14 protein-coding genes and 1 pseudogene are annotated in these 24,353 nt (G+C 46.5%); 10 read left to right on the top strand and 5 right to left on the bottom strand.

All coding sequences use genetic code 11. The annotated features are described in order from the left end of the window. Positions 1 to 76: 76 nt before the first annotated feature. Positions 77 to 287, bottom strand: a pseudogene (locus QUB61_RS39805) (helix-turn-helix domain-containing protein); the annotation flags it as partial. Positions 288 to 445: 158 nt separating this feature from the next. Further along, entirely contained in the window at positions 446 to 1,045 is a 600-nt protein-coding gene (locus tag QUB61_RS07780) for a sulfite oxidase-like oxidoreductase (RefSeq protein ID WP_333125815.1), read from the bottom strand. A 274-nt stretch (positions 1,046 to 1,319) separates the two neighbouring features. On the opposite strand from QUB61_RS07780, the gene QUB61_RS07775 reads away from it, so the two are divergent. Then, on the top strand, positions 1,320 to 1,589 hold the full coding sequence (locus QUB61_RS07775) for a hypothetical protein (protein WP_333125662.1): 270 nt from the start codon (positions 1,320 to 1,322) through the stop codon (positions 1,587 to 1,589). A gap of 149 nt (positions 1,590 to 1,738) precedes the next feature. Here the strand turns inward: QUB61_RS07775 and QUB61_RS07770 are convergent, their stop codons facing one another. Both QUB61_RS07770 and QUB61_RS07765 read right to left on the bottom strand, forming a co-directional pair. Beyond that, positions 1,739 to 2,434 carry a TrkA family potassium uptake protein gene (locus QUB61_RS07770; RefSeq protein WP_333125666.1) on the bottom strand — a complete coding sequence of 232 codons (696 nt, stop codon included), beginning with the start codon at positions 2,432 to 2,434 and terminating at the stop codon, positions 1,739 to 1,741. A gap of 139 nt (positions 2,435 to 2,573) precedes the next feature. Next, the gene (locus tag QUB61_RS07765) at positions 2,574 to 3,908 is read right to left on the bottom strand and encodes a TrkH family potassium uptake protein (RefSeq protein ID WP_333125669.1); all 1,335 of its coding nucleotides are present in this window, start codon (positions 3,906 to 3,908) and stop codon (positions 2,574 to 2,576) included. 185 nt (positions 3,909 to 4,093) lie between these two features. On the opposite strand from QUB61_RS07765, the gene QUB61_RS07760 reads away from it, so the two are divergent. From QUB61_RS07760 to QUB61_RS07750, 3 genes are all read left to right on the top strand, one after another. After that, positions 4,094 to 5,047, top strand: coding sequence for a methyltransferase domain-containing protein (locus QUB61_RS07760; RefSeq protein WP_333125672.1), 954 nt, complete (start codon positions 4,094 to 4,096; stop codon positions 5,045 to 5,047). A 368-nt stretch (positions 5,048 to 5,415) separates the two neighbouring features. Then, positions 5,416 to 6,411 (top strand): homogentisate phytyltransferase, encoded by a 996-nt coding sequence (locus tag QUB61_RS07755; RefSeq protein ID WP_333125675.1) that lies wholly within the window; start codon positions 5,416 to 5,418, stop codon positions 6,409 to 6,411. 154 nt (positions 6,412 to 6,565) lie between these two features. Then, positions 6,566 to 16,369 (top strand): tetratricopeptide repeat protein, encoded by a 9,804-nt coding sequence (locus QUB61_RS07750; protein ID WP_333125679.1) that lies wholly within the window; start codon positions 6,566 to 6,568, stop codon positions 16,367 to 16,369. Between the two features lie 130 nt (positions 16,370 to 16,499). Here QUB61_RS07750 and QUB61_RS07745 read toward each other — a convergent pair whose 3' ends face one another. Further along, the gene (locus QUB61_RS07745; protein ID WP_333125681.1) at positions 16,500 to 18,938 is read right to left on the bottom strand and encodes a TylF/MycF/NovP-related O-methyltransferase; all 2,439 of its coding nucleotides are present in this window, start codon (positions 18,936 to 18,938) and stop codon (positions 16,500 to 16,502) included. 181 nt (positions 18,939 to 19,119) lie between these two features. Here QUB61_RS07745 and cobA point away from each other — a divergent pair, with 181 nt between their 5' ends. The 6 genes from cobA to QUB61_RS07715 all read left to right on the top strand — a co-directional run bounded on the left by cobA (position 19,120) and on the right by QUB61_RS07715 (position 24,282). After that, a complete protein-coding gene (cobA, locus tag QUB61_RS07740; RefSeq protein ID WP_333125683.1) occupies positions 19,120 to 20,691 on the top strand; it encodes a uroporphyrinogen-III C-methyltransferase in 1,572 nt (523 codons plus the stop codon). Positions 20,692 to 20,879: 188 nt separating this feature from the next. Next, a complete protein-coding gene (locus QUB61_RS07735) occupies positions 20,880 to 21,071 on the top strand; it encodes a hypothetical protein (protein ID WP_015177921.1) in 192 nt (63 codons plus the stop codon). 16 nt (positions 21,072 to 21,087) lie between these two features. Beyond that, positions 21,088 to 21,501 carry a type II toxin-antitoxin system death-on-curing family toxin gene (locus QUB61_RS07730; protein WP_333125685.1) on the top strand — a complete coding sequence of 138 codons (414 nt, stop codon included), beginning with the start codon at positions 21,088 to 21,090 and terminating at the stop codon, positions 21,499 to 21,501. A gap of 306 nt (positions 21,502 to 21,807) precedes the next feature. After that, entirely contained in the window at positions 21,808 to 22,998 is a 1,191-nt protein-coding gene (locus QUB61_RS07725; RefSeq protein ID WP_333125687.1) for a tetratricopeptide repeat-containing serine protease family protein, read from the top strand. 87 nt (positions 22,999 to 23,085) lie between these two features. Next, on the top strand, positions 23,086 to 23,664 hold the full coding sequence (locus tag QUB61_RS07720; RefSeq protein WP_333125691.1) for a Uma2 family endonuclease: 579 nt from the start codon (positions 23,086 to 23,088) through the stop codon (positions 23,662 to 23,664). A gap of 39 nt (positions 23,665 to 23,703) precedes the next feature. After that, a complete protein-coding gene (locus tag QUB61_RS07715; RefSeq protein WP_333125694.1) occupies positions 23,704 to 24,282 on the top strand; it encodes a Uma2 family endonuclease in 579 nt (192 codons plus the stop codon). The last annotated feature ends 71 nt before the right edge of the window (positions 24,283 to 24,353 follow it).

The raw sequence follows: 24,353 nt of genomic DNA, 5'->3' as shown, positions 1-24,353 counted from the left end.
AATGTCAACAAACAATTCGGTGTCTTGTGGGGTGTCTCGCCCGCCCTGAATATGCAATTTAAATGCGTGACAGCTTAACACGGGCATAATTAATAGTTATGCGATCGTCTAACTGATTGAAATCTCGGTTGAGCGATCCGCAAGATATCTGCCAGAAAGAAACGTCGTTGCCCTGTGGGCGACCATTCAAACTCGATCTTTCCAGTATCCGTCCAACGTCTTAAAGTTTTGGTGGATCTGCCTAATTATGAGGCGGCATCTCCAATACTTATGGTCACTTCAGAAATATTCTCCCTATCGGTTGATGATAGAGACTAGAGCTTAATAGTTACCCATTTGGGGAGGAATGTTAAGGGATGTCTAAGAAATATCTTTCAGTTACTCACGCCTCAACAAATACCGTATATAGAAGCTTTGGGCAAGTCCTCGGTCCCGATCGACCGCATCAAAACAGACCGCTGTAGCGTTCCTCGGCCCAAGGTTCGCCCCGCCGGTGGTAGCCGTTGCGTTCCCAAAAACCGAGTTCTTCGGTTTCGGTAAACTCCAGCCCGTTAATCCATTTAGCGCTTTTCCAAGCGTACAAGTGGGGAACTACCAGCCGCATGGGGCCGCCGTGGTCTGGGGATAGGGGTTCGCCGAAGAGGGTGTGGGCGAAAAAGTTTTCTTCTCTCTGTAAGTCGGCGATCGCAATGTTAGTGGTGTAGCCGCCGTAGCAGTGTTCCAGGACGTGCACTGCTTTCGGATCGACTTCTATGTATTTCATAAAATCTGTGACTTTGACTCCCGTCCACTGCACGTCGAGTTTTGACCAGCGGGTGACGCAGTGAAAATCCGCAGTAAAGTTACTTTGGGGCATGGCCTGGAAGTCCGACCAAGTGAAGGTTTTTGGTTTTGCCAATCCCCAGACTTTAAATTCCCAACTCTCAATGCTGACGGAGGGTGTATCGCCGTAGGTCAGCACGGGAAAGCCGTTGGCGAGGTATTGACCCGGGGGGACGCGATCGCTGTTTTCTAATTCTGGCTTGCGAAAAAATTTGCCCAGCATTGATGCACGCTCTACAGTAATTGACTGCAATCCTCAGTATAACTTGCAGAGCTCGGTGCATTGCAATCAATCTCAAGGTAGAAAGCAAAAGCACTTCGGCCGAAAGAAAAATCCCAAAATCCTGCCTGATGCCAACCTACATCTGCCTTCGGAGAGATGCGAAGCTAAAAATTACAAAATCTATCACCCCAGCGTATGAATTACCTAACCTTAAATTATATCGCAATTAATGGTGCATTTCCGAATTTTTGATGTATTGTTACCATATGCTCAGATGTCATATGTAAAAAAAATTGACGGGGTAAAAATCATGATCGCAAGTTGCTTGATTCCGTTGACGGTCTGCTTGATTGCTTGGTGGGTGACTGCCGGGACTGACAACAGAACGCTAGACGGGATTCCGGCTCCCATAGCTGCAATTATTGGAGTGTTTTCGTTAATTTGGTTGGTGGCGGTGTGTCCTTGGCCTGTTGAACTCGCTCTCGTCTTGGCGGTGCTAGTTTTCGGCAAAGCTTACCTGCAAAAAATCTTGAACGTCGGCTGAATTTTCCTAGCTGGCGCTTAAGAAACTTGCGGGACCGCGATCGGGGTGCCCATCTTATTTTTTTTAGAGAGTATCATTTGAGAAATTTTCCAAGTTTGCAGGGTGCGCGAGCGCACCTTGCTCTTAGATGTGCGTAAAATGGCGAGCTGTTAAATTGGCAAGCGATTGATATCTTTATTAGAACCAATTACTACCATTAGCTCCCCCCTTCTCAAACGTTCGTTTGGCTGCGGATTGATCTCGAACTTGTCGGCGCGACTGATTGCTAGCAAATTCAAACCGTACTTGTGCCGGAGCTCCAAATCCGAGATGGTTTTGCCGTCAAACTTTTCAGGAACGACCAACTCAACGATACTGTGATCGGGGTCGAGGTCAAAGCGTTCTAAAATGCTTGGTCTTGTAAGAATGCGGGCCAAAGAGCAGCCCATTTCTCGTTCGGGAAAAACTACATGATCGGCGCCAACTTTTTTCAACAGTTTTAAGTGAGTTTCCGAAGAAGCTTTGGCTATTACGTAAGTTACGCCGCCTTCCTTAAGGTTTAGGGTGGTGGTAATGCTTTCTGCTAGGTAATTGCCGATCGCCACAATCACTGTTTCAAATTCAAATATACCCGCTTCCGCCAGAGCGCTAGGCTCAGTAGAATCTAACTGCAAAACGTGAGAAGAAATACGATCGGTCAAAGCTTGAGTTACTTTTTTTTCATCGAAGTCAACTCCTAGGACTTCGTAACCCAAGCCGTGCAGAGTGGAGCACACTGCTTTGCCGAAGCGTCCCAAACCAATAACTGCAAACTGCTTGTTGTCGGAGCGCAAACTGCGAAAAAAATTTAAAGATGACAGGTTCACTGAATATCCAGCGCCGAGCGTCTTGCTGTTTAAATTTTAGCAGAGACAGCGCCGCCTCCTTTTGATTTTTGGGTAAGTAGTAAAAGTTGATTTGGGTTGTCACCCATTGTTTAGATTATCAGCAAGTAAGCAGGATTTTTTATCCAACTAACAAACTTTCCTCAGCATACTTAAAAGACCTGGGTTTTGGGTCGCCGAATGCAGCACTCATCAGCAGCAGCACGCCAACCCGACCTATGTACATTGTAGCAATCACAATCAACTTACCGATCGCTGAAATCTTGGCTGTAATCCCTGTGGAAAGGCCGACCGTGCCAAAAGCTGAAACTGCTTCAAACAGCGCTTCGATAAATTCTACTTGGGGATTGGTCAGCTCGATTAAAATTGCAGATGTGAACGCGACCAACAGGGAACCGAAGACTACGCTAATGGTTTTCAGAATCAGTGCTGGCGGGATTTGACGCCGATAGCACTCCACCTCTTCCTGGCCTTCGAGAACTGCTGTGCTACAGCAAAACAAGATCCTAAAAGTTGTGGTTTTGATTCCGCCGCCGGTGCTGCCAGGACTGGCGCCGATAAACATCAGCGCGATGGTCAGAAATAGCCCGGCTTCGCTCATTTGGCCGATCTCAATTGTATTGAATCCCGCCGTGCGGGGAGTAACAGATTGAAACCAAGCTGCCATCACCTTTTGAGGAAAATTTAGAGGACCGAAAGTTGCTGGGTTGTTGTATTCCAGCACCAAAAAGGCTAGCGTTCCAAAAATTAAAAGGACAGCCGTTGTAGTGGTAACTACTTTGAAGTTCAGGGAAAAAACTGTGCAGATAGGGCTTTTGTTGAAGCGATCGCGCAGCCAGAGGTACATTTCCATAATTACTTGATAGCCGATTCCCCCAAATATGATTAAACCGCCGACTGTGAAGTTAATGATAGGCGAAGTGACGTAGCCGATCAAATTATCGGTATACAGGCTAAAACCAGCGTTGTTAAAGGAATTAACGCTGTGAAATATAGCAGACCACACACCGTCTTTAAATCCGTATTTGGGGACGAAAACCGACATCAGCAAAAACACTCCTGTTAATTCAAACAAAAGGGTTGTTGCTAGAATTGACTGCACGAGTTGCAAAACACCGGCTAGCCCGGGTTTGTCGAGAGATTGTTGCAGGGCAACTTTGTCTTTCAAGCCAAAGCGGCGGCCCAATAACAGCAGCAAGAAAGTCGTGGCTGTCATGTAGCCCAAGCCTCCTATTTGCACCAGTAAAACTAGGAACAGTTGCCCCCAAAAAGAGTAATATTTTCCGACATCCACAACCGCTAAGCCGGTGACGCAGACAGCGGAAGTAGACATAAACAGTGCTGTTATTGGATCGCTCCAAGTTCCATCTATTGTGGAAAAGGGCATCATCAGTAATAGAGCACCTGCGGTGATGACGGCGAGAAAGCCCAAAGCAATGGTTCGCGAGACAGTCATTCGATTTTAGATTTTAGATTGGAGATTTTAGATTTTAGAGGGAACCCACAAATCGATCCTCGGCCTTGAAATCAGGACATCTGTGTCTGGCGAATGCCTGGGACCGATCGAACTCAAATCGCACAATTTGATGACAACATCGGGAAAATAACGGTAGAATTCCTTTAATAACTTGCGATCCGGCGATGACATCAACACTTTACCAGCAAATTCAGCAACTCTACGACGCTTCTAGCGGTTTGTGGGAGCAGGTGTGGGGCGAACATATGCACCACGGTTACTACGGCCCGGATGGGAATTTGAAAAAAGAGCGCCGACAGGCTCAGATAGATTTGATAGAAGAACTGCTGGGCTGGGCTGGAGTACCGTCAGAGAAGGGACTCTGTGAATCTTACCGCATTCTCGATGTCGGTTGTGGGATCGGCGGCAGCACGCTGTATTTGACTCAAAAGTTTAGTTCGATCGCTGACAATATTTTAAAGTCGGAGGCGGGGGTCGATCGTGATTTTAGCCGATCGCCCGCACCAAATAAAACGGGCGCTAGCGTTACAGCTACCGGAATTACTCTGAGTCCGGTACAGGCCAACAGAGCGACCGAACGCGCTAAAATTGCCGATGCTCAAAGCAATGTGAATTTTTTGGTAGCCGATGCTTTGAATATGCCTTTTCCTGACGAGTCATTCGACTTGGTTTGGTCCCTCGAAAGCGGCGAACATATGCCCGACAAAATTAAGTTTTTGCAGGAATGCTGCCGCGTGCTCAAGCCGGGAGGAACTTTGATTTTGGCAACTTGGTGTCACCGCCCGGTGGGAGAAACGGCGGGAGAATTAACTGATGAAGAGAGAAAGGAATTGGCAGAAATTTACCGGGTTTATGCTTTGCCTTATGTGATTTCTTTGCCGGAATACGAGGAAATTGCCCGCAGTTTGCCTTTGACAAGTATTCGCACCGCTGATTGGTCAAAAGCTGTTGCTCCTTTTTGGGATGTGGTGATCGATTCTGCTTTGACTCCGAGCGCGATTTGGGGTTTGCTCACGAGCGGTTGGACGACTATTCAAGCTGCACTTGCTCTCGGATTGATGAGCCGTGGATATCAGAGCGGATTGATTCGTTTCGGGCTGATTTGTGCTGTAAAATAATGTTGAAGGAAGGCCCTTCGACTTCGCGATCGGCTAAAAACACGACACGGATTTTGAGACCGATACACGGATTAATTATTTAACTGGCGATCGGGCAAAGTCCATTGGTGATAATTTAACGTTAAACCAACCGTCTCTCTTGTTCGTATCGAGGTCTCGATCCCCCCTACTCCCCTTAATAAGGGGGGGACAAGATTTTTCTCAAAGTCCCTCTTATTAAGGGGGATTTAGGGGGATCGAGACTAGACTAAAAGCGAAAATTATTATGGGCTTCAGTCTTAGAATTGTCATCAAGGGGCAAAGCCAGGAAACGAGTCAAATGAGTAAAAATTAACGAGTCAAAAATTATTAGGGGGCATTTTATATTTATGAGTAATGATGCGATTGGCAAGTCTTGGATTGATAAAAATGGCTCGGCTCCGCAAAGCTGGGTGAGGGCATTTTGGGAGTTTTCTCGACCGCACACAATTGTGGGCACTAGCTTGAGTGTATTGGCTTTGTACGCGATCGCTCAAAGCGCGCGGCTGTTTGTGAATCCTGTATTTGAGTCCCTAGCTTTTGCTTGGTTGGCTTGCATTTGCGGCAATATTTATATTGTGGGATTGAACCAGTTAGAAGATGTTGAGATTGATAAAATTAATAAGCCCTATTTGCCGCTCGCCTCGGGAGTGTTTTCTCGGAAAACCGGGAAATCAATTGTAATTGCAACGGGAATTATAGCAATTTTGACTGCTGTTTTACAAGGCCCGTTTTTGCTGGCTACTGTTGGCGTTAGTTTGGCGATTGGGACTGCTTATTCTCTGCCGCCAATTCGGCTGAAGCGGTTTCCTTTTTGGGCGGCGCTGTGCATTTTTACTGTGCGGGGCGCGATCGTAAATTTAGGGTTATTTTTGCACTTTAATTGGGTGTTGGGTTTGGTTCGGGCGAAAAGCGCTTTTTCTGGCTGGAGTTTGGAGAGTGTGTCTTTTGAGATTCCTGCGGAAGTTTGGGTGCTGACGGCTTTTGTTGTGGTGTTTACGTTTGCGATCGCCATTTTTAAAGATATCCCGGACATGGAAGGCGACAAGCAATACAATATTACTACGTTTACGATTGAGCTGGGCAAGCCGGCCGTCTTTAATTTATCTCGCTGGGTGTTGACGGTTTGTTATTTGGGCGCGACTTTGGCAGGAGCGATCGTATTGTCTAATGTTAATTTAGTGTTTCTGGTAGTTTCTCATTTGGCGGCTTTGGGTTTGATGTGGTTTTGGAGCGCGAAAGTTAATTTGGACGATAAAATAGAAATTGCTGCATTTTATCAGTTTATCTGGAAGTTGTTTTTCTTAGAATATCTGATTTTTCCCGCAGCTTGTTTGTTGGGGTAGAAGTCCGAGGGAAGAAGGCTTGCGAGGCGAAGCTGAGCGCGTAAAAAGGGGGAAGAATGGTCCTGCTTGAAGGGGGAAGAAGGAAGGAAGAGTTAACAAATTAGAACAAGTTGACAATTACAAGTTAGCGAACTCCTAAACAATAAAGACAACTATGGGTTCTCAAAAAAAATCGCGAAAATCTGCCTGCAAATTTGGTGCGGAAGACTCTTTGAAAATAGCTTGGGAACATCACCAAGCGGGACGTTTGTTAGAAGCTGAGAATTTGTACCGGCAAATCATAGAAGTACAGCCGGAATCGGCAAACGTGCTGTGTTTGTTGGGAATAGCGGCGAGACAGCAGGGAAAAATTGCCGAAGCGATCGACTTTTACGAACAGGCGATCGCCCAAAACCCCGATTTTGTAGAAGCACATTTAAATAAGGCTAATGCTTTGCTGGATGCAGGGGAATATCAAAGGGCGATCGCCAGTTACGAACAAGTCATCAAAATGCAGCCAAGTTCCGCACTTGCCTACAATAATTTGGGCTGGCTAAAACAGCAACTCGGCGAAATAGACTCGGCAATTTTATATTACCAAACAGCCCTGCAAATCGCTCCCAACCTGTACGAAACAGCGCACAATTTAGCACATTTATTTAAAGAAAAAAAACAATTTAACGAGGCGATCGCCTGTTACCTGAACGCTTTACAAATCAATCCCAACTTGACATATTCTCTGATGGGGTTGGGAACAGTTTGGCAGCAGCAAGGTAAATTAACCGAAGCTTTCAACTGCTACCAGCAAGCTGTAAAACTAGAGCCAAACAATCCCGAAGCTCACAACAATTTAGGAGCATTTTACCACAAACAAGGCAATGCAAAAGCAGCCATCCCCCACTACAGACAAGCATTAAAATTAAAGCCAGAGTTCGTGGATGCTATTAACAATCTCGGACACGCTTTGGTCGATTTAGGAGAATTTCAAGAGGCTTTTTATTGTCACAGTCGAGCCTTGGAATTGCAGCCAGACAACGCCACCGCACACCTAGAATTAGGTTTAACTTTGCTATTGTTCGGAGATTTTCAGCGCGGTTTTGCTGAATATGAGTGGCGGTGGCGCACTCCGCAACTACAACCGAGGCAATTTAAACAGCCGGTTTGGGATGGTTCGGATTTGCAGGGAAAAACTATTTTACTCCACGTAGAGCAAGGCTTCGGCGATTCTATTCAGTTTATTCGCTACGCGCCGATTATTCGCAGCCGAGGCGCTAAAGTTATGGTGGCTTGCTATCCAGAACTGATGCGGTTGTTTGCGAGTGTTGCCGGCATTGAATATTTATCAGTTAATTTTGAGGGTTTGCCAGAATTTGACGTTCACGCGCCGCTGATGAGTTTGCCGCGAATTGTGGGGACAACTCTGGAAACAATTCCGGCAAATGTTCCTTATTTAGCTCCCCCTGCTGAGTGCAAGTTTGCGCTTTCTTCTGAGGCAAAATTGAAGGTAGGGATTGTTTGGGCGGGGAGTCCGCAGCGCCGGAAAGACAATCAGCGTTCTTGCAGCTTGAGCGATTTTATTCGATTTTTGGATGTTCCGGGCATCGCTTTTTATAGTTTACAAAAAAACTTGTCCCAGAGCGATCGCACTTTGTTAAACCACCGCTTAGTGCCGGATTTGAGTCCGCATTTGAGCGACTTTGCTGATACCGCTTCTGCAATATCTCAACTGGATTTAGTGATTAGTGTCGATACGGCTGTGGCGCACTTAGCCGGTGCTTTAGGAAAACCGGTTTGGGTACTGCTTTCTTTTGCTCCTGACTGGCGCTGGCTGCTGCAGCGGGAAGACAATCCTTGGTATCCAACTGCAAGGCTTTTCCGCCAAAGTCAGCCGGAAAGTTGGCAAGAATTGTTTGAAGATGTGCAGGCGGCTTTGAGTTCTTTTGCGATGGGAAATACTCCTATTTATTCCGAGGATTCGGCTCAAGAGCTGCTTGACTTCGTTTCGCTCGCAATGACTGGTAATAATCAGCCTGACCTCGATTGTGTGGCACTCACAATGACAGGTGCAAGCGTGGTTGAAGAGAGTAAAGAAATATTTGTGATTGGGAACGAAGGGCTAGGGGAAAACTACGCAGCTAACCAATCGCAGGGGATTGAGACATCTGTTGCGATTGAAACGGGTGGCGAAAATCAGGTTTTTTTAGAGGATTTATTGCGGCAAGCAGAACAGTTAATGGAAACAGGCGATAAGGAAGAGGCGATCGCCCTTTACGAAGAGATAATATCTGTTGACCGAAGTTGCGTCCAAGCGCGAATTAATTTGGGTTTTCTCAAGCAAGAAAAGGGCGAATTGGACGCAGCTATCCCGCATTACCGAGAAGCTTTAGCGCTCAATCCCCATATTCCTCAAACAGCTTACAACTTGGGAAAGATTTTTGAGGAACAAGGTCAAGTGGAAGAGGCGATCGCACATTACGAACAAGCTCTTGTCGCTGAACCGAGTTTCGTGCCCGCACTGATTAATTTAGCCGTGGCGCTGCAAGAAAAAGGTGAACTTGTAAGGGCGATCGAGCTGTACCGGCGAGCGCTGGAAATTCAGCCGCATAGCTGGGAAGCTTACAACAATCTAGCCACAGTATTGCAAGAACAGGGCAATTTAGAAGAGGCGCTGGAGTATTATCACAAAGCTCTGGAATTGCGGCCGGATTTTGTGGAAGCTATTAACAATTTAGGCAGGACGTTTCTGGAAAAAGGCGCGGTAGAAGATGCGATCGCCTCCTACAGACGAGCGATTCATTTAAGTCCAAATCATGCTAGCGCTCACGTGAATTTGTCCTTGGCTTTGCTGTTGGTGGGAGATTTGGAAAATGGTCTCGCCGAATATGAGTGGCGCTGGGAAATTAAAGAATTTAACACTGGGCATTCCTCTGTTGTTATAGGGGGGGCGGAAAATACATTTTCGGCGAGAGAATACCGGCCGCTGTGGGATGGTTCTGATTTGCAGGGAAAGACTATTTTGCTGCACGCTGAACAAGGTTTAGGCGATTCGCTTCAGTTTATTCGCTACGCGGAGATCGTCAAAAATAAAGGCGGTAGGGTAATTGTGGCCTGTTACGCGCAGGTGCGCCGTTTGTTTGCAACGGTTGAGGGCATTGATTTGCTAATAGTTAAAGGTGAGCCGCTGCCGGAATTTGACGTGCAAGTGCCGATGTTGAGTTTGCCCTATGCTCTCGGTACAAAGCTGGAAACAATACCGGCAAATACTCCTTATTTATCTCCGCCTGCAGGTGCTGAATTTACGCTATTGCCCGATCGCAATTTGAAAGTTGGGATTGTCTGGGCCGGGAATCCAAAACACCGCAAAAACAGCCAGCGTTCTTGCAGTTTAAGTCAGTTTATGCCGCTTTTGGACGTTTCGGGGGTAAGTTTTTACAGCTTGCAGAAAGAGCTTTCCGAGGCCGAGCGCGCGCTGTTGAATCAAAGGTCGATCGTAGATTTGAGCCCGCATTTTGGCGATTTTGCCGATACTGCTGCTGCGATCGCCAAACTGGATTTAGTGATTAGCGTCGATACCGCTGTCGCCCATTTGGCGGGCGCTTTGGGCAAACCGGTGTGGATTTTGCTGGCATTTTCGCCGGATTGGCGGTGGCAGTTGGAGCGCGAAGACAGTCCTTGGTATCCAACTGCAAGGCTGTTTCGCCAGGATCGGCGGGGCGACTGGGAGGGCGTTTTCGCTCGGGTGGCGCCAGCTCTAGGCGCCGTTGCTGCTGAATTTGTGCCGTCGGATTCGGCGGATGCACAGTTTCGGTTGGGCCGCCAGAAGCAGCAGCAAACCGAGTTTGGCGCTGCGATCGAATGTTATGAGCGAGCGATCGCGATCGATCCTAATTACGCAGCGGCCTACAGCAATTTAGGCGTTGTCAAACAGCAAATCGGCCGGCTCCCAGAGGCGATCGCGCACTACAGACAAGCGCTAGAAATCGACCGGAATTTGGCGGAAACTGCGAGCAATTTGGGCAGCGCGCTCGCGGAAGCCGGGGAGAATGAAGAGGCGATCGCAGAATACGAGCGGGCGCTTTCTTTGAACCCGAATTGCGCGGAAGCGCTGATTAATTTGGGGCTGTTGCGAGAAGAGCAAGGGGATGTGGCAGAGGCTGTAAGCTTGTACGAGCAAGCGATTCAAGTCAATCCTAATTGCGCTGCGGCTTATTTGAATTTGGCAATTGCTTTGGAGGAACAAGGGGAGGAAGGGGAAGCGGAGGCGAATTACGAACGGGCGATCGCGAATTACGAACGGGCGATCGCGATCGATCCAAATTATTTCGATGCCTTGTACAACTTAGCATACGCCTCGCTGCGACAGGGCCGAGTTGCTTCGGCGATCGCATACTACGATCGAGCTCTGGCGCTGCAACCAGATTTGCCCCAAACCGATCTCGCTTTCGGGAGTTGGCTGTCTGACCAAGATAAGTTAGAGGAGGCTCTAGCTGTTTGCCAGCAAGCGATTCAGAAATTCCCAGCCAGTGCTGCGGCTCGCTGCAATCTGGGAATTGTCCTGCAGAAACAGGGCAAAATTGAAGATGCGATCGCCTGCTATCAGCAAGCTTTGAGCCTGAAACCCGACTTTCCTGAAGCTTTCAACAATCTCGGCAAAGCTTTTGAGGAAGCGGGAAAAATGGCAGAGGCGATCGACTGTTACCGTCGGGCGATCGAACTCAAACCCGGTTATCTCAATCCCCTCAACAGTTTGGCAAGTGCTTTGCACGATCGCGGGCAATTGGCAGATGCTATCACCTGCTACAGCCAAGCAGTTAAATTCAATGTCGGCCATCCTGAATCTCACCTAAATTTAGGTTTAGCTTTGCTGCTGGCGGGAGACTTTCAGCGCGGTTTTTGCGAGTACGAATGGCGACTGCTGGTGCAACAAAAACAGTTTCCGCGCCACAACTTTCAGCAGCCAGTTTGGGATGGCAAAGATTTGCAGGGAAAAACTATTTTGCTTTGCCCGGAACAGGGTTTAGGCGATGCAATTCAGTTTATCAGATACGCAGATTTAGTCAAGCAAAAAGGCGGCCGGGTAATTGTTTGGTGTTTGCCGCAGTTGCAGCACTTGTTTGCACAAGTTTCGGCAATCGATGGGCTAATAGTTAATCCAGAGGATGCGCCGGATTTTCAAGTTCGCGCGCAGCTAATGAGTTTGCCACACCTTCTGGGAACAACTTTAGAAACTGTACCAGCCAAGGTTCCTTATTTAGCTCCGCCGCCCGGTTGGGAATGTTCTATTCACAACACTCCTAATTTGAAAGTGGGAATTGTGTGGTCAGGAAATCCTAAAAATTCCACGAATAATGTGCGATCGCTCCCGCTCAATTTGTTCGCTAAACTGTTAGATATTCCCGGAGCAGATTTTTACAGTTTGCAAAAGGAAATGACAGCAGACGATCGCGCTTTGTTAGAGGAAATGCCCGTCACCGATTTAAGCTCTTATTTGCACGACTTTGCCGATACTGCAGCGGCAATCTCGGCTTTGGATTTAGTGATTTCTGTAGATACTTCTGTGGCGCACTTGGCCGGTGCTTTGGGCAAACCAGTCTGGATTTTGCTGTGTTTTGTGCCGGATTGGCGGTGGATGTTGCAACGCGAAGATAGTCTTTGGTATCCCACGGCGCGGCTGTTTCGCCAGTCAACAGCGGGAGATTGGGAAGGAGTTTTAGAACAAGCGACTTTCGCGCTCAGAGAAAGAATTTGCCAGCATCAGGAAGCTCAACCACTAATAGAAGCTCAGCCCCCTCTTGAATTAGCTCAAAAACTGTTCAATAGGGGAAATATTCTGAAAGCGCAAGGTAGATTTTCCGAGGCGATCGCTTATTTTAAGAATGCTTTAGTTTTGCAGCCAGATTTGATAGAAGCCGCAACTAATTTGGCAGTGACGCTGCACCAAACAGGCGATTTGGCCGAAGCTGCCGCCTATTATCAGCGCGCGCTCGAAATCGATCCGAACTGCGCTCAATCGCACAATAACTTGGGTATTTTGCTGCAATCTCAAGGCAATATAGCCGCTGCTGCATCTTGCTTTCAAAAGGCGATTACCCTGAATCCGGTTTACCTCAAAGCTCTCAACAATCTCGGCGCCCTACTCCAGCAGCAGGGCCAGTTGCCGACTGCGATCGCGTGTTTTCATCAAGCACTTTCTGTCAATTCCAATTACGTGCCAGCGCTGGTAAATTTGGGTGTGGCGATGCAAGCAAAATGTCAGCTAGCCGATGCAGAACGCCTTTACGAGCGTGCAATTGAAGCAGAACCGAACAATCCTAAAGGACACTATCACCTGGGAACGTTATGCTTGGGTGCCGGCAAAATAGAACAGGCAATTTCCAGCTTGGAACGAGCGATCTCTTTGAACCAAAATTATCTAGAAGCTCTCACGAGTTTAGGCAGTGCTGTCGAACAATTAGGAGACGTAAATCGAGCAATTTTGTGTTACACTAAAGCTCTCGAAATTGATGCAAATAGTGTTAAAACTCACTTCAATTTAAGCTTGGTATTGCTGTTGAGTGGGGACTTGCCGCGCGGCTTAGCAGAATACGAGTGGCGCTGGCAAACAGAACAGGCGAAAAAATTGCAACGGTTGAATTTTGACCAACCGGTTTGGGACGGTTCAGATTTGAACGGGCAAACTATTTTGCTCCGCTGCGAACAAGGTTTGGGCGATGCGATTCAATGTGTGCGATACGTGGCAATTGTACAGCAAAAAGGCGGCAAAGTAATCCTTTCTTGCTATCAAGAACTGAAGCGTTTATTTAAGCAGATTCCTGGCATCGAACAAGTGGCGGTTCGGGTAAATGAATTGCCGGATTTCCAAGTGCAAGCACCGCTGATGAGTTTGCCCCATATTCTGGGAACAAATTTAGAAAATATACCGGCAAATGTTCCTTATTTAGCGCCGCCGCCGAATTGGCAATTTTCGCTAAATTCTGAGCGCAATTTCAAAGTTGGGATTGTGTGGGCGGGAAGTTCGGAACATTTGAAGGATTTTCAGCGATCGAGCGATTTAAGCTATTTTCTGCAATTGTTAGATATTCCCGGTGTAAGTTTTTACAGTCTTCAAAAACAATTATCGGCGGGCGAGCGTACTTTGTTAACTCAAATTCCCGTGATAGATTTGAGCGACAATTTGAACGATTTGGCCGATACTGCGGCCGTTATATCGCAACTGGATTTAGTAATTTGCGTGGATAGTGCTGTCGCGCACTTAGCCGGTGCTTTGGGTAAACCCATATGGATTTTGCTGTGTTTTATGCCGGATTGGCGGTGGATGTTGCAACGCGAAGACAGCCCTTGGTATCCGACGGCGCGGCTGTTTCGGCAGCAAACAGCGGGCGATTGGGAGGAAGTATTCGATCGGGTAAAAATAGCCTTAAAACACCTAATCTCTATTCGTTCCCAGGAAGAGCCTGGTAAGGTAGACCCCGAGGCTGAGCCTCGATTTTCCTTATCGCCCGCACAGGTACAATTTCACCTAGCAAATGCCTTACAAAAACAAGGGAAAAAAGCAGACGCAGCCGCTCGCTACGAACAAGTAATTGCCGCCTCACCCCGCCACGCAGAAGCCCACAGTTATTTAGGTTATCTCAAACAGGAAAACGGGCAAATAGCCTCGGCTATTGCTCATTACCAAAAATCGCTAAAAATCAATCCCAACCAGGCTGAAACTAACTTATACCTGGGTTCCGCCCTCGAAGAACAGGGACAAGTCGCAGAGGCGATCGACTTCTACAATAAAGCAATTCAACTACGTCCAAACTCGCCCAATTGGCGCTTGAAACTAGCCTTCGCTTTGCTCTTAACGGGAGATTTGAAGCCGGGTTTTGCGGAGTACGAATCGCGCTGGCAAACTCAAGAAATGGACCCCAGAAATTTTGCCCAACCACTTTGGGACGGCTCTGATTTGCAGGGAAAAACAATTTTATTGCACCCTGAACAAGGTTTTGGCGATACGATACAGTTCATCCGCTACGCGCCTTTAGTTAAGCAAAAAGGTGGGAAAGTTATTGTTGCTTGTCATATCTTGCTGAAGCGTCTATTTGAAGGAATTGCAGGAGTCGATCTAGTAGGAGTGCGGCCGAGCGATATGGTAGATTTTCAAGTGCAAGCCCCGCTGCTAAGTTTGCCGCGAATTCTGGGAACAACTTTGGAAAATCTACCTGCGAATATTCCTTATTTAGCCCCGCCACAGGATTTTAAATTTTCTCTAAAACCGAACAATCAACTAAAAGTAGGTATTGTGTGGGCGGGCGGCCCGCTGAACCGCAACAATCATCAGCGATCGTGTAAATTGAGCGATTTTGTGAAATTTTTAGATGTTCCGGGAGCGAGTTTTTACAGCCTTCAGAAAGATATGTCAGTAGGCGAGATCGCTTTATTAAATCAACAGCAAATTGAAGATTTAAGCGAATATTGCGTCGATTTTGCCGACACCGCAGCAATTATTTCCCAACTGGATTTAGTAATTTGCGTTGACACTGCTGTGGCGCATTTAGCCGGTGCTTTGGGCAAACCCGTCTGGATTTTGCTGTCTTTTGTTCCCGATTGGCGGTGGATGCTGGAACGCGAAGATAGCCCTTGGTATCCCACTGTGCGTCTGTTTCGCCAGCAAAAAGCGGGTGATTGGGATGGAGTTTGCGATCGTATAAAAGCAGCCTTAGAACACTTAACCTCTACTCGTTCCCAGGCTCAGCCTGCTAACGCAGCATCTTACGATCCGCCTCGAAACTCCCCCCCACAAATACCCCCGCAAATTACAGGAATCGGCATTAGTTGGCCGATCGGCATCACCAGCGGCTGGGGAATTTACGGCCTGAATTTAACACTACAACTGCTGCAAAATCCCGCCTGGGAAGTTGCACTTTTAGCACCGCCGTCAATCACCTCAGAATCGTTCAATCCGCTGCATAAATCGCTGTTATTACCTGTAATTGAAAAGCAAAAAAGTTTTCAGGAATTAGTAGCAGCAAATTCCGACAAACAAATCAGTTGTAATTTTCCCGTACTTTACGGTCTCGGCAATAATTTAGCATCGTTTGGAGTTGAGAATCAAATTACCAGCGCTTCTCAAGTAGGAGTCATCTTTTTTGAAGACACACGAATCACAACAGAAGCAGTAGAAACAGCGAAAAAATATAGCGCGATTGTCGCCGGTTCCAACTGGAATGCCGATGTTTTGAGAAGCCGCGGCTTGACTAATGTGGCGATGGTACATCAAGGAATTGACCCAACAATTTTCCATCCTGCACCCAAATCTAATCTATTTGGCGATCGCTTCGTCATCTTCTCTGGCGGCAAACTGGAATATCGCAAAGGTCAAGATATTGTAATTGCCGCTTTCAAACGATTTCGCGCCAAACATCCAGAGGCTTTGTTACTAACAACATGGCACAACTTCTGGCCTCAGTATATGTTAGGAATCGAACAAACCGGAAACGTTGCGGGACTTCCCAATATCAACCGCGACGGAAGTTTAGGAATTTCCCAATGGTTAGCTGCTAACGGTTTGCCGGTTGACTCTTTTATCGACATCGGCTTAATTCCCAATCACCTCACCGGACAAATTTTGCGAGAAGCCGACTGCGCTGTTTTCACCAACCGCTGCGAAGGCGGCACTAATTTAGTGGCGATGGAAAGTATGGCCTGCGGAATTCCGACTATTTTATCAGCAAATACTGGTCATTTAGACTTGATTTACAGCAACATTTGCTATCCTTTATCGAGTCAAGGACAAGTAAAACCTACGGCTCATTTTCCAGGTGTAGAAGGTTGGGGAGAGTCTGAGGTTGCAGAAGTTGTTGAGGCTTTGGAGCAAGTTTATACTAATCGCGAAGAATCAAAACGTCGCGGTTTAGCTGCGGCCAATTTTATGCTCGATTGGACTTGGAAAAAACAGGTTAAGCGCTTTCTTGATGTTATACTAAATCTGAGATAAAACCTGTTGATAAGAGTCGGCGGTTGAAAGCGCTACTACACAAACGAAGTTTCTTTCTAAGAGACTAAAGAATAAAGGGGGTCAAAAGCCAAAAGAGGCTATTATTACAGGTAATGTGCCACACTTAATATTATTTCAACTTTTGAAACCACACTCCTGTTTCATCAATCGTATGGAGAGAAAATGACTCACCTTTCATCCTCTCAAAATCGTGTACTGCTTGCTTGCAGCCCTCCCAGTGACCGTAATCATCAACCTGAATTAAACCGTTAGAAATAACGCTGTCATAAAGCGTATTAAATATATCCATTGTTGACTCGTACCAATCTCCATCAGCGTGCAGAAACGCAATACTTCCTATTGCTGACTTGTATTTGGGTAAAGTCTGGGCAAATAATCCCTTAACTGGTACAACAATATCTCTAACTTGCAGTAATTGACAGATTTTATCCAAATTTTCACTAATTGAAGCTTTGAGAGTTCCTTCGCCAAAATCGGTAAGATTTGCAGGTATTCCCTGATGTCGATCGATCTCGGTAGGTGCCGGCATTCCTTCAAACGTATCAAAAGCATACAGCACTCTCGGACGGCGGCTGTAATGTTTAATCACAAATGCTATCAATGCTGCCGATCCGCCTTTGCAAGTTCCGCATTCTACAAAATTTCCCGGCAAATCTTCCACACATATTTGCTTTGCCAAACAATAAAGAGAAAACAGTCTCGATTCGCTAAGCAGGGTATAGGGGCGAACAGTAGACAAAATATTTTTAAAGTTTGTAGGAGAAATTTGCAGTGACGGTTTGCTGCTTTGAAGAATTGTCTGCCCATTTCGCTGTTGTAGCGTTGGCAATTTCTGTTTTGGCAACTCTTTGCTAACTGAAATACCGCTGACTGAATAATCCTGCAAATGTGCTGGCAACTGCCAGGAAATATTGGGGTCTGGTCGATGTTTTAGTGGCTCGACATTGCCCCGCCAAGCAGCCCCCATAATTTGCATTGTTTGATATACTACTGTTTGCCATCCCCTTTGCTTCAAGTAATCTAAACCTTTAGCAACATCTGGAGCCGCTAAATCGTGAAATAAAATTATCGCATCTTCTTCAGCCAATTTTTCACAGGCAATGGCATCATTTAATGGGCCTTTATCTTCGTGTTCCCCGTCAATAAAAATTAACGACCATTTGCGGTTAAATTGATTTGCTAATTCCTCTACTCTCTGAGGGCTATAACCGGGTACTAGCGTCACGGAAGTTTGAACGCCAGACGCATTTAGAGCACCTTGAATTGAATCGATTACGCTTTGTCTGATATCTTCTCTTTCTAACAGCGGATCGACGACATCTAACTCAACTCCTGCCAGAGCTAAGTGACAGGCAGACCACCCTAGCCAGCAGCCTATTTCTAAGGCTTTCTTACCTTTAAATTGCAGAGCAGTATTGTAAAGAATGTGTGCTTCGTCGCGACTGAGAAATCCGACTGAGTTAGCACGGCGATCGACATACCAATTGTGCTTGATTTCCCGGCGCAAATAAGGCCACGAACAAGTCTGAGTATCCCCAACAATCATGTTGGGAAAGTACGCATCTGGGAGAATAACTTTCAATCCGGGCGAGACGTAATCTCCGGCGGGCAGCAAAGTATTGTTTGTGATTTCCGATAAGGGCGGTAATGTCTTTTTTTCTGGTGGTAAACTAGGAGAGTTTTGCTTTTTTTTCGGTTGGTAGCGGAGAGTAATTTCTATTTGATTTCCGTCCGTTGTTGCTAATTTTACCAAGTCGTGTTTGTGGCCAGTGATGTGCAGAATGCCGATCGCATCCTGTGGCAAATACGGCTCCACAAAACAGGCTTGGTGCTTGTCCCAAACGGGCAAACCAAAGTTGCAACTCCAGTTGCACCGAGCCGGCAGCATCTCTGTTTTGTCAAACATTTCAGTGCCGTAAACTAACCGATTTAAAGCTATTTGGTCGGTCATTAAAGAAACGTACCGCTGCAATCCCTGTTCCAGATATTCTGCCCAAATTTCCCAATGGGGGGCGTCTTTTTGCAGCGCGAAAATACCTGCATTTATGGTTGGATAGCTGTGCAACTGTTTGGCTACTTCTTCGCCAAAAGCTGCCTGATAATCGCGGTAAACAAATTGCCAGTACCAAGGCAGTTTGCCGTAAGCTAAATAATAACCCCGGTCGAGTTCTGCAACAACTGCTAAACCGCGTTTAGCCGCGCCTTTAACTAATAGTTCAACAGCTTGCCAATCTTGCACCCAAGCATCGGCATCTATCCAAAGGTAGATGTCAAAATTGGGAAAATATCGACGGAGAAACGGACGCGCTAAAAGTCCTTTGAGATAGTGAGGAGCTTCATTTTTGCCAGGAAAGTCAAAGTCCCAATCGGGCTTTTGAATGATATTAACTTGTGTTTCCAGCCACTGCAACTGTTGGGGAGTGCAGCCGAGATCGAAAAAGCCGATCGCCACATTTTCGCCCTCGGGTTTTTCCCGCACCGATAAAATAGTACCTCGCACCAATTCAAAGTAATTTGCATCGGCGGCCGTGATGATGATAATCTGCATAAATAGTAACGGGTGCATCTCGTTGGGTGGGGGCGGGTTTATTTAACCTGTTTGCACCGTTAAAGGGAAGGGGTGAACCCGCCCCTACAGGCTGCTTGAAAAGTCTGATTAAATTATAGGGTAGGGTAGGGTGCGCCGAAGCACCGCAATATTCATAAAACTATACTATCGAGGAGGAATTGTGAAAAACCAAAAAGGGAGAGTTTATCTAGTAGGTGCGGGGCCCGGAGATTGTAACTTGATGACTGTGCGATCGCACAAACTGCTATCCCAAGCCGAAGTCTTAATCTACGACGCTCTAATCGACATCCCGCAACTCGAATTAATCCCAGCAACTTGTCGGAAAATAGAAGTCGGGAAACGCGGCGGCCAGCCTTCCACCCAGCAGCAAGAAATTAACCGTTTGCTGGTAGAACATTGCAAGTTAGGCAAACAAGTGGTGCGGCTAAAAAGCGGCGATCCGTTTATTTTTGGTCGCTCCAGTTCCGAAATTCAAGCATTGATCGCAGCGGGCTGCGAGTTTGAAGTAATACCCGGAATTTCTTCCGCCCTATCCGCACCTTTACTAGCAGGAATTCCCCTCACAGATCCGGTGATGAGCCGCTGTTTTGCAGTGATGAGCGCCCACGAACCGGATGCTCTTGAATGGGAAGCTTTAGTGCAGATAGAAACTTTGGTAATATTGATGGGAGGGCGAAATCTGGGCGAGATCGTCTGGCAATTGCAAAAGCACGGACGATCGCCCGAAACTCCGATCGCTATTATCCGAGATTGCGGCCGCCCCGAACAGCAAATTTGGCTGGGCACTCTCTGCAACATTGTACAGCAAACAGCAGGTCAATCTCTATCGCCTTGCGTGATGGTAATTGGGGAAGTAGTCAGATTGCGCGAATATTTAATCCAGCCAGAAAGCACAAATACGATCGATACACCAGTTACCTCTAATAACAGCCAATTGCCGCTAGCAGGAAAAACTATTTTAGTCACGCGATCGGTTTCTCAGTCTGCTGAATTTAGCGATCGACTCCAGCAACAAGGAGCTCGCGTTATCGAAATGCCTGCCTTGGTAATTGGGCCGCCGTCCACTTGGGAACCATTAGACAGTGCGATCGCACAATTGTCAAGCTTTCACTGGTTAATTCTTACTTCCCACAACGCTGTAGACTGCTTTTTTCAACGATTACAAGCAAAAGGCAAAGACGCCCGGAGTTTGTTTGGTATTAAAATCGCAGTTGTCGGGAAAAAAACAGCAGAAAGTTTGCGATCGCACTCTCTACAACCAGACTTTATTCCCCCCAACTTTGTCGCCGATTCCCTAGTCGAGAACTTCCCCGGCAGCTTGCAAAACTGCAAGATTCTATTTCCCAGAGTAGAAAGCGGCGGCAGAGAAGTTTTAGTTAAAGAATTTACAGCCAAAGGAGCGCAAGTAATAGAAGTGCCAGCTTACCAATCTTGCTGTCCCGAAACTATCGATCCGATCGCCTTATCCGCACTCCAAAATCAAGCCGTAAATATCATAACTTTTGCCAGTTCAAAAACCGTGCATAACTTTTGCAAGCTCATAGAACAAAGCCCGCAGTTGTCCGGATCTAAGGATTGGTTGGAAAGCGTTTGCATCGCATCCATCGGCCCGGAAACTTCCAAAAGCTGTCAGAATTTATTGGGTAAGTTAGATGTGGAAGCCAAGGAATATACGTTAGACGGATTGACTGAGGCGATCGTCCAATGGGTTGCAGAATATCAAAATGTATAAGTGCGATCGAACAGCCGTTAATTATCTAATCTGTAGGTTGTAAAAGGGTTATAATACCAATTTAAAAGATTTTCGGGTAAGGACACGGCAGTGCCGTGTCCCTACAGATGCTCGCGTACAATCTCTCGGTTGCAAAACTTTTATGAATTAGGATAAAATAGTTGTAAAATAACTAGGAGGAAAGAAACATGACCGCAAAAGACCAACTTCTTCAAGAACTCGACCAAGTACCAGAACCCTTGCTGCTGAAAGTGCTTGAATTTGTCCGTTCCTTAAAGACTGAAGAAGAACAACAAAAACTAGAAGCCAAAGCATGGCAGGCATATCTAGATTCAGAACGCGAAAGAAAGGAGGTTTACCGTCGCCTTGCCAACTCCTAGTTTTGTCAGCAAAAGTATGGTTTTAAGTATCCACGCCCGACAGATAGAGAGATTTGGCGGCACTCCCGGCGTCAGAGACGAAGGTTTGTTAGAGTCGGCTTTGGCTCAACCGAAAGCAACTTTTGGCGGTCAATTTTTGCATCCAACGATTAGCGAACAAGCGGCAGCCTATCTCTATCACATAGCGATGAATCATCCCTTTATTGACGGCAATAAACGAACGGCTTTTGCGGTGATGGATACCTTTTTGCGTTTGAACTTATATCTTGCACCATTCTCAATTAGCCTTTTAGGAACAGGCAAGATGCCTGTTCCACAAGAAAATCTACTCTTTGTGGAACGGGCATCTTGCCCGTTCTTGAGAATGCTGCAAGATGTGAGTTTGAATGGTTGCGCTCTGAATTTGACGGACGAGCGAGCATATGATTGAGTCATGCGAGTCGCGCGGGGAACGATGACTAAGGAAGAATTAAGCACGGAGTTCGAGTCATGTATTGTTTAGTTTTAATAAGTAAGTTGGGCAGCCTGCATGGAGATTAATTAAGGTACGCAGTGCGCACCCTAAATTGAAATAGGGAATCGCGGAACAAAAAAGCGAGTAAAATTATCACTAAAGAACAAAGCCGAGATCCTTTGTGTCAAATCACCAATAAAACTAAAAACAAAAAAAACTACCAAGGACCGATCGCCCTTTCTCCCGCAAATCCCGCTACCCAACTACAAATTAGCAATAGCCATGAATATAAATTTTTCTCGTTACGACACCTTAACCACCCTGCTAGCAGGAACAACCGCAGCCTTAACCATAGTCATCAGCCAACCCGCGATCGCCAAAACCCCCCAAGAAGTCGCCAGCATTGCCGGGCCGCTGACAGTACAAATTAACAGTTCCCTCGGAGACGGTTCTGGCGTAATTATTGCCAAAAACGGCAAAACTTACACAGTTTTAACAGTCAATCACGTCGTAGAAAAAGCAGACGTGAAATACACCGTTCGCACGTCGATCGGCAAAAACTATCAAGCAACTGCAGTAACCCGCTTGCAAACAGCCACAACAGAGCCGGATTTAGCCGTAGTCAAATTTGAAAGCCCCGAAGAATATCCAGTCGCGACGATCGCAGATTCCGATTTAGCCGTCATCGGCACTCAAATCTTCGTTTACGGCTATCCCGCTACGGGCGGGCTTTTCGGCGCCGAACGAGAACCCGAACTCTCTCCCGGACTCGTTACCAGCCGCCCGCGCAACCGCCCAGAAGGTTACACTTTGCGGTATCAAGCCGTAACTTGGAGCGGTATGAGTGGCGGCCCAGTTTTTGACTCCGAAGCCCGAGTCATCGGTTTACACGGACAAGGGGAATTCGGTTTTGCTCAAACCAGTTCCGGCGAAGTCGCCCCGATTAAAACCGGATTTAATGCAGCAGTTCCAATCAATACATTTATCGAGAAGCTGGTGGTGGCGGGAATAAACAAATCCGAGTTGAAAGTAGACAATACTCCCCCAACGAGCGGCCCGGTATCCACCGCCAATCCGCAAGATGCCCAAGCTTATTATTTTCGAGGACTTTCGCTGTTAGATCGAGGAGATGCTTGGGAGGCGATCGCGGATTTCAACAGGTCGCTCGCTTTCAAGCCCAAATATACCCCTGAATTGTATTTTAATATCGGTAATGCCCGCACTTTCATCACCGCCGGCTTGCCCCAACAGGAACCCACACGCGGTTCCACTGCTATTCAAGCATACACGCTGGCGATCGAAGCCAATCCCGGTTTTGCCGACGCTTACTACAACCGAGCTTTAGCTTACCTGGACAACAAAGACCAACCGAAAGCAATTGCCGACTTTCAAAAAGCAGCAGAACTTTACAAGCAAGGCGGCAGAACGAGTGCCTATCAAGACGCGCTCAGCAGAATCAAACAATTGCAGTAGAATTAGAAGTTAATAATTAAGAATTAAAAATGAGTAATCCCATTTTTAATTCTTAATGTCGTTCATAAAAACAGCAGGGAAATAACAATGACTGCTATCACCTTAAACCTCAACTCCATAATTAAACTAACTTCCGAACAGTTTTACCAACTGTGCGAAGAAAACCCCGATTTAAAATTAGAACGCAGCGCCAAGGGAGAATTAATTGTCATGCCGCCAACCGGAGGAGAAACAGGGAAACGCAATGTCAAATTGACTACACAATTGGATCTGTGGAACGAACAAACCGAACTCGGCGAAGTGTTTGATTCCTCCACAGGATTTACCCTTCCCAACAAAGCCGATCGATCTCCCGATGCTTCTTGGGTAGAAAAAACCCGCTGGTCAGCTTTGACGCCCGAACAAAGAGAAAAATTCATCCCGCTTTGTCCCGATTTTGTCATTGAATTAGTCTCGCCCAGCGACAGCTTGAAAAAGGCTCAGGAAAAAATGCAAGAATATATGGAAAATGGCTGCCGTTTGGGTTGGCTGATTAACCGGAAAAAACGGGAAGTTGAAATTTATCGCCCCGGTCAAGATGTGGAAGTTTTACAATCTTCTCTCACCCTTTCTGGAGAAAATGTTTTGCCGGGATTTGTTCTCAATTTGCAAAAAATTTGGAATTAATTTTAGTTATCTATTGTTTTTAAATTTCAAAAAAGTGCTATGACTGCTATAACCTTAAACCTCAATTCCATTATAAAACTAACTTCAGAACAGTTTTATCAACTGTGCGAAGAAAACCCGGACTTGAAACTTGAACGGAACGCCAACGGAGAATTAATTGTCATGCCGCCAACCGGAGGAGAAACGGGAAAAAGCAACTCAACAGCGAATGCTCAAATCTGGACGTGGAACGATCGAACTGAACTCGGAGAAGTGTTTGATTCCTCCACAGGGTTTACTCTGCCCAATAAAGCCGATCGATCTCCTGATGTCTCCTGGGTAGAAAAATCCCGCTGGTCAGCTTTGACGCCCGAACAAAGAGAAAAATTCATCCCGCTTTGTCCCGATTTTGTCATTGAATTAGTCTCGCCCAGCGACAGTTTGAAAAAAACTCAGGACAAAATGCAAGAATATATGGAAAATGGCTGCCGTTTGGGTTGGCTGATTAACCGGAAAAAACGGGAAATTGAAATTTATCGCCCCGGTCAAGATGTGGAAGTTTTACAATCTCCTCTCACCCTTTCTGGAGAAAATGTTTTGCCGGGATTTGTTCTCAATTTGCAAAAAATTTGGAATTAGCAGAATTTAATTTTGACTTATATCATCTTCGGTAAAATAAGCGTTACCAGTTCGTAGTGAGGAATGCAAGT

This window comes from Microcoleus sp. C2D2 (assembly GCF_036702495.1).
GTDB lineage: Bacteria > Cyanobacteriota > Cyanobacteriia > Cyanobacteriales > Microcoleaceae > Microcoleus.
The sequence above is the reverse complement of the archived record's forward strand: the minus strand, read 5'-3'. Positions and strand labels throughout refer to the sequence as shown.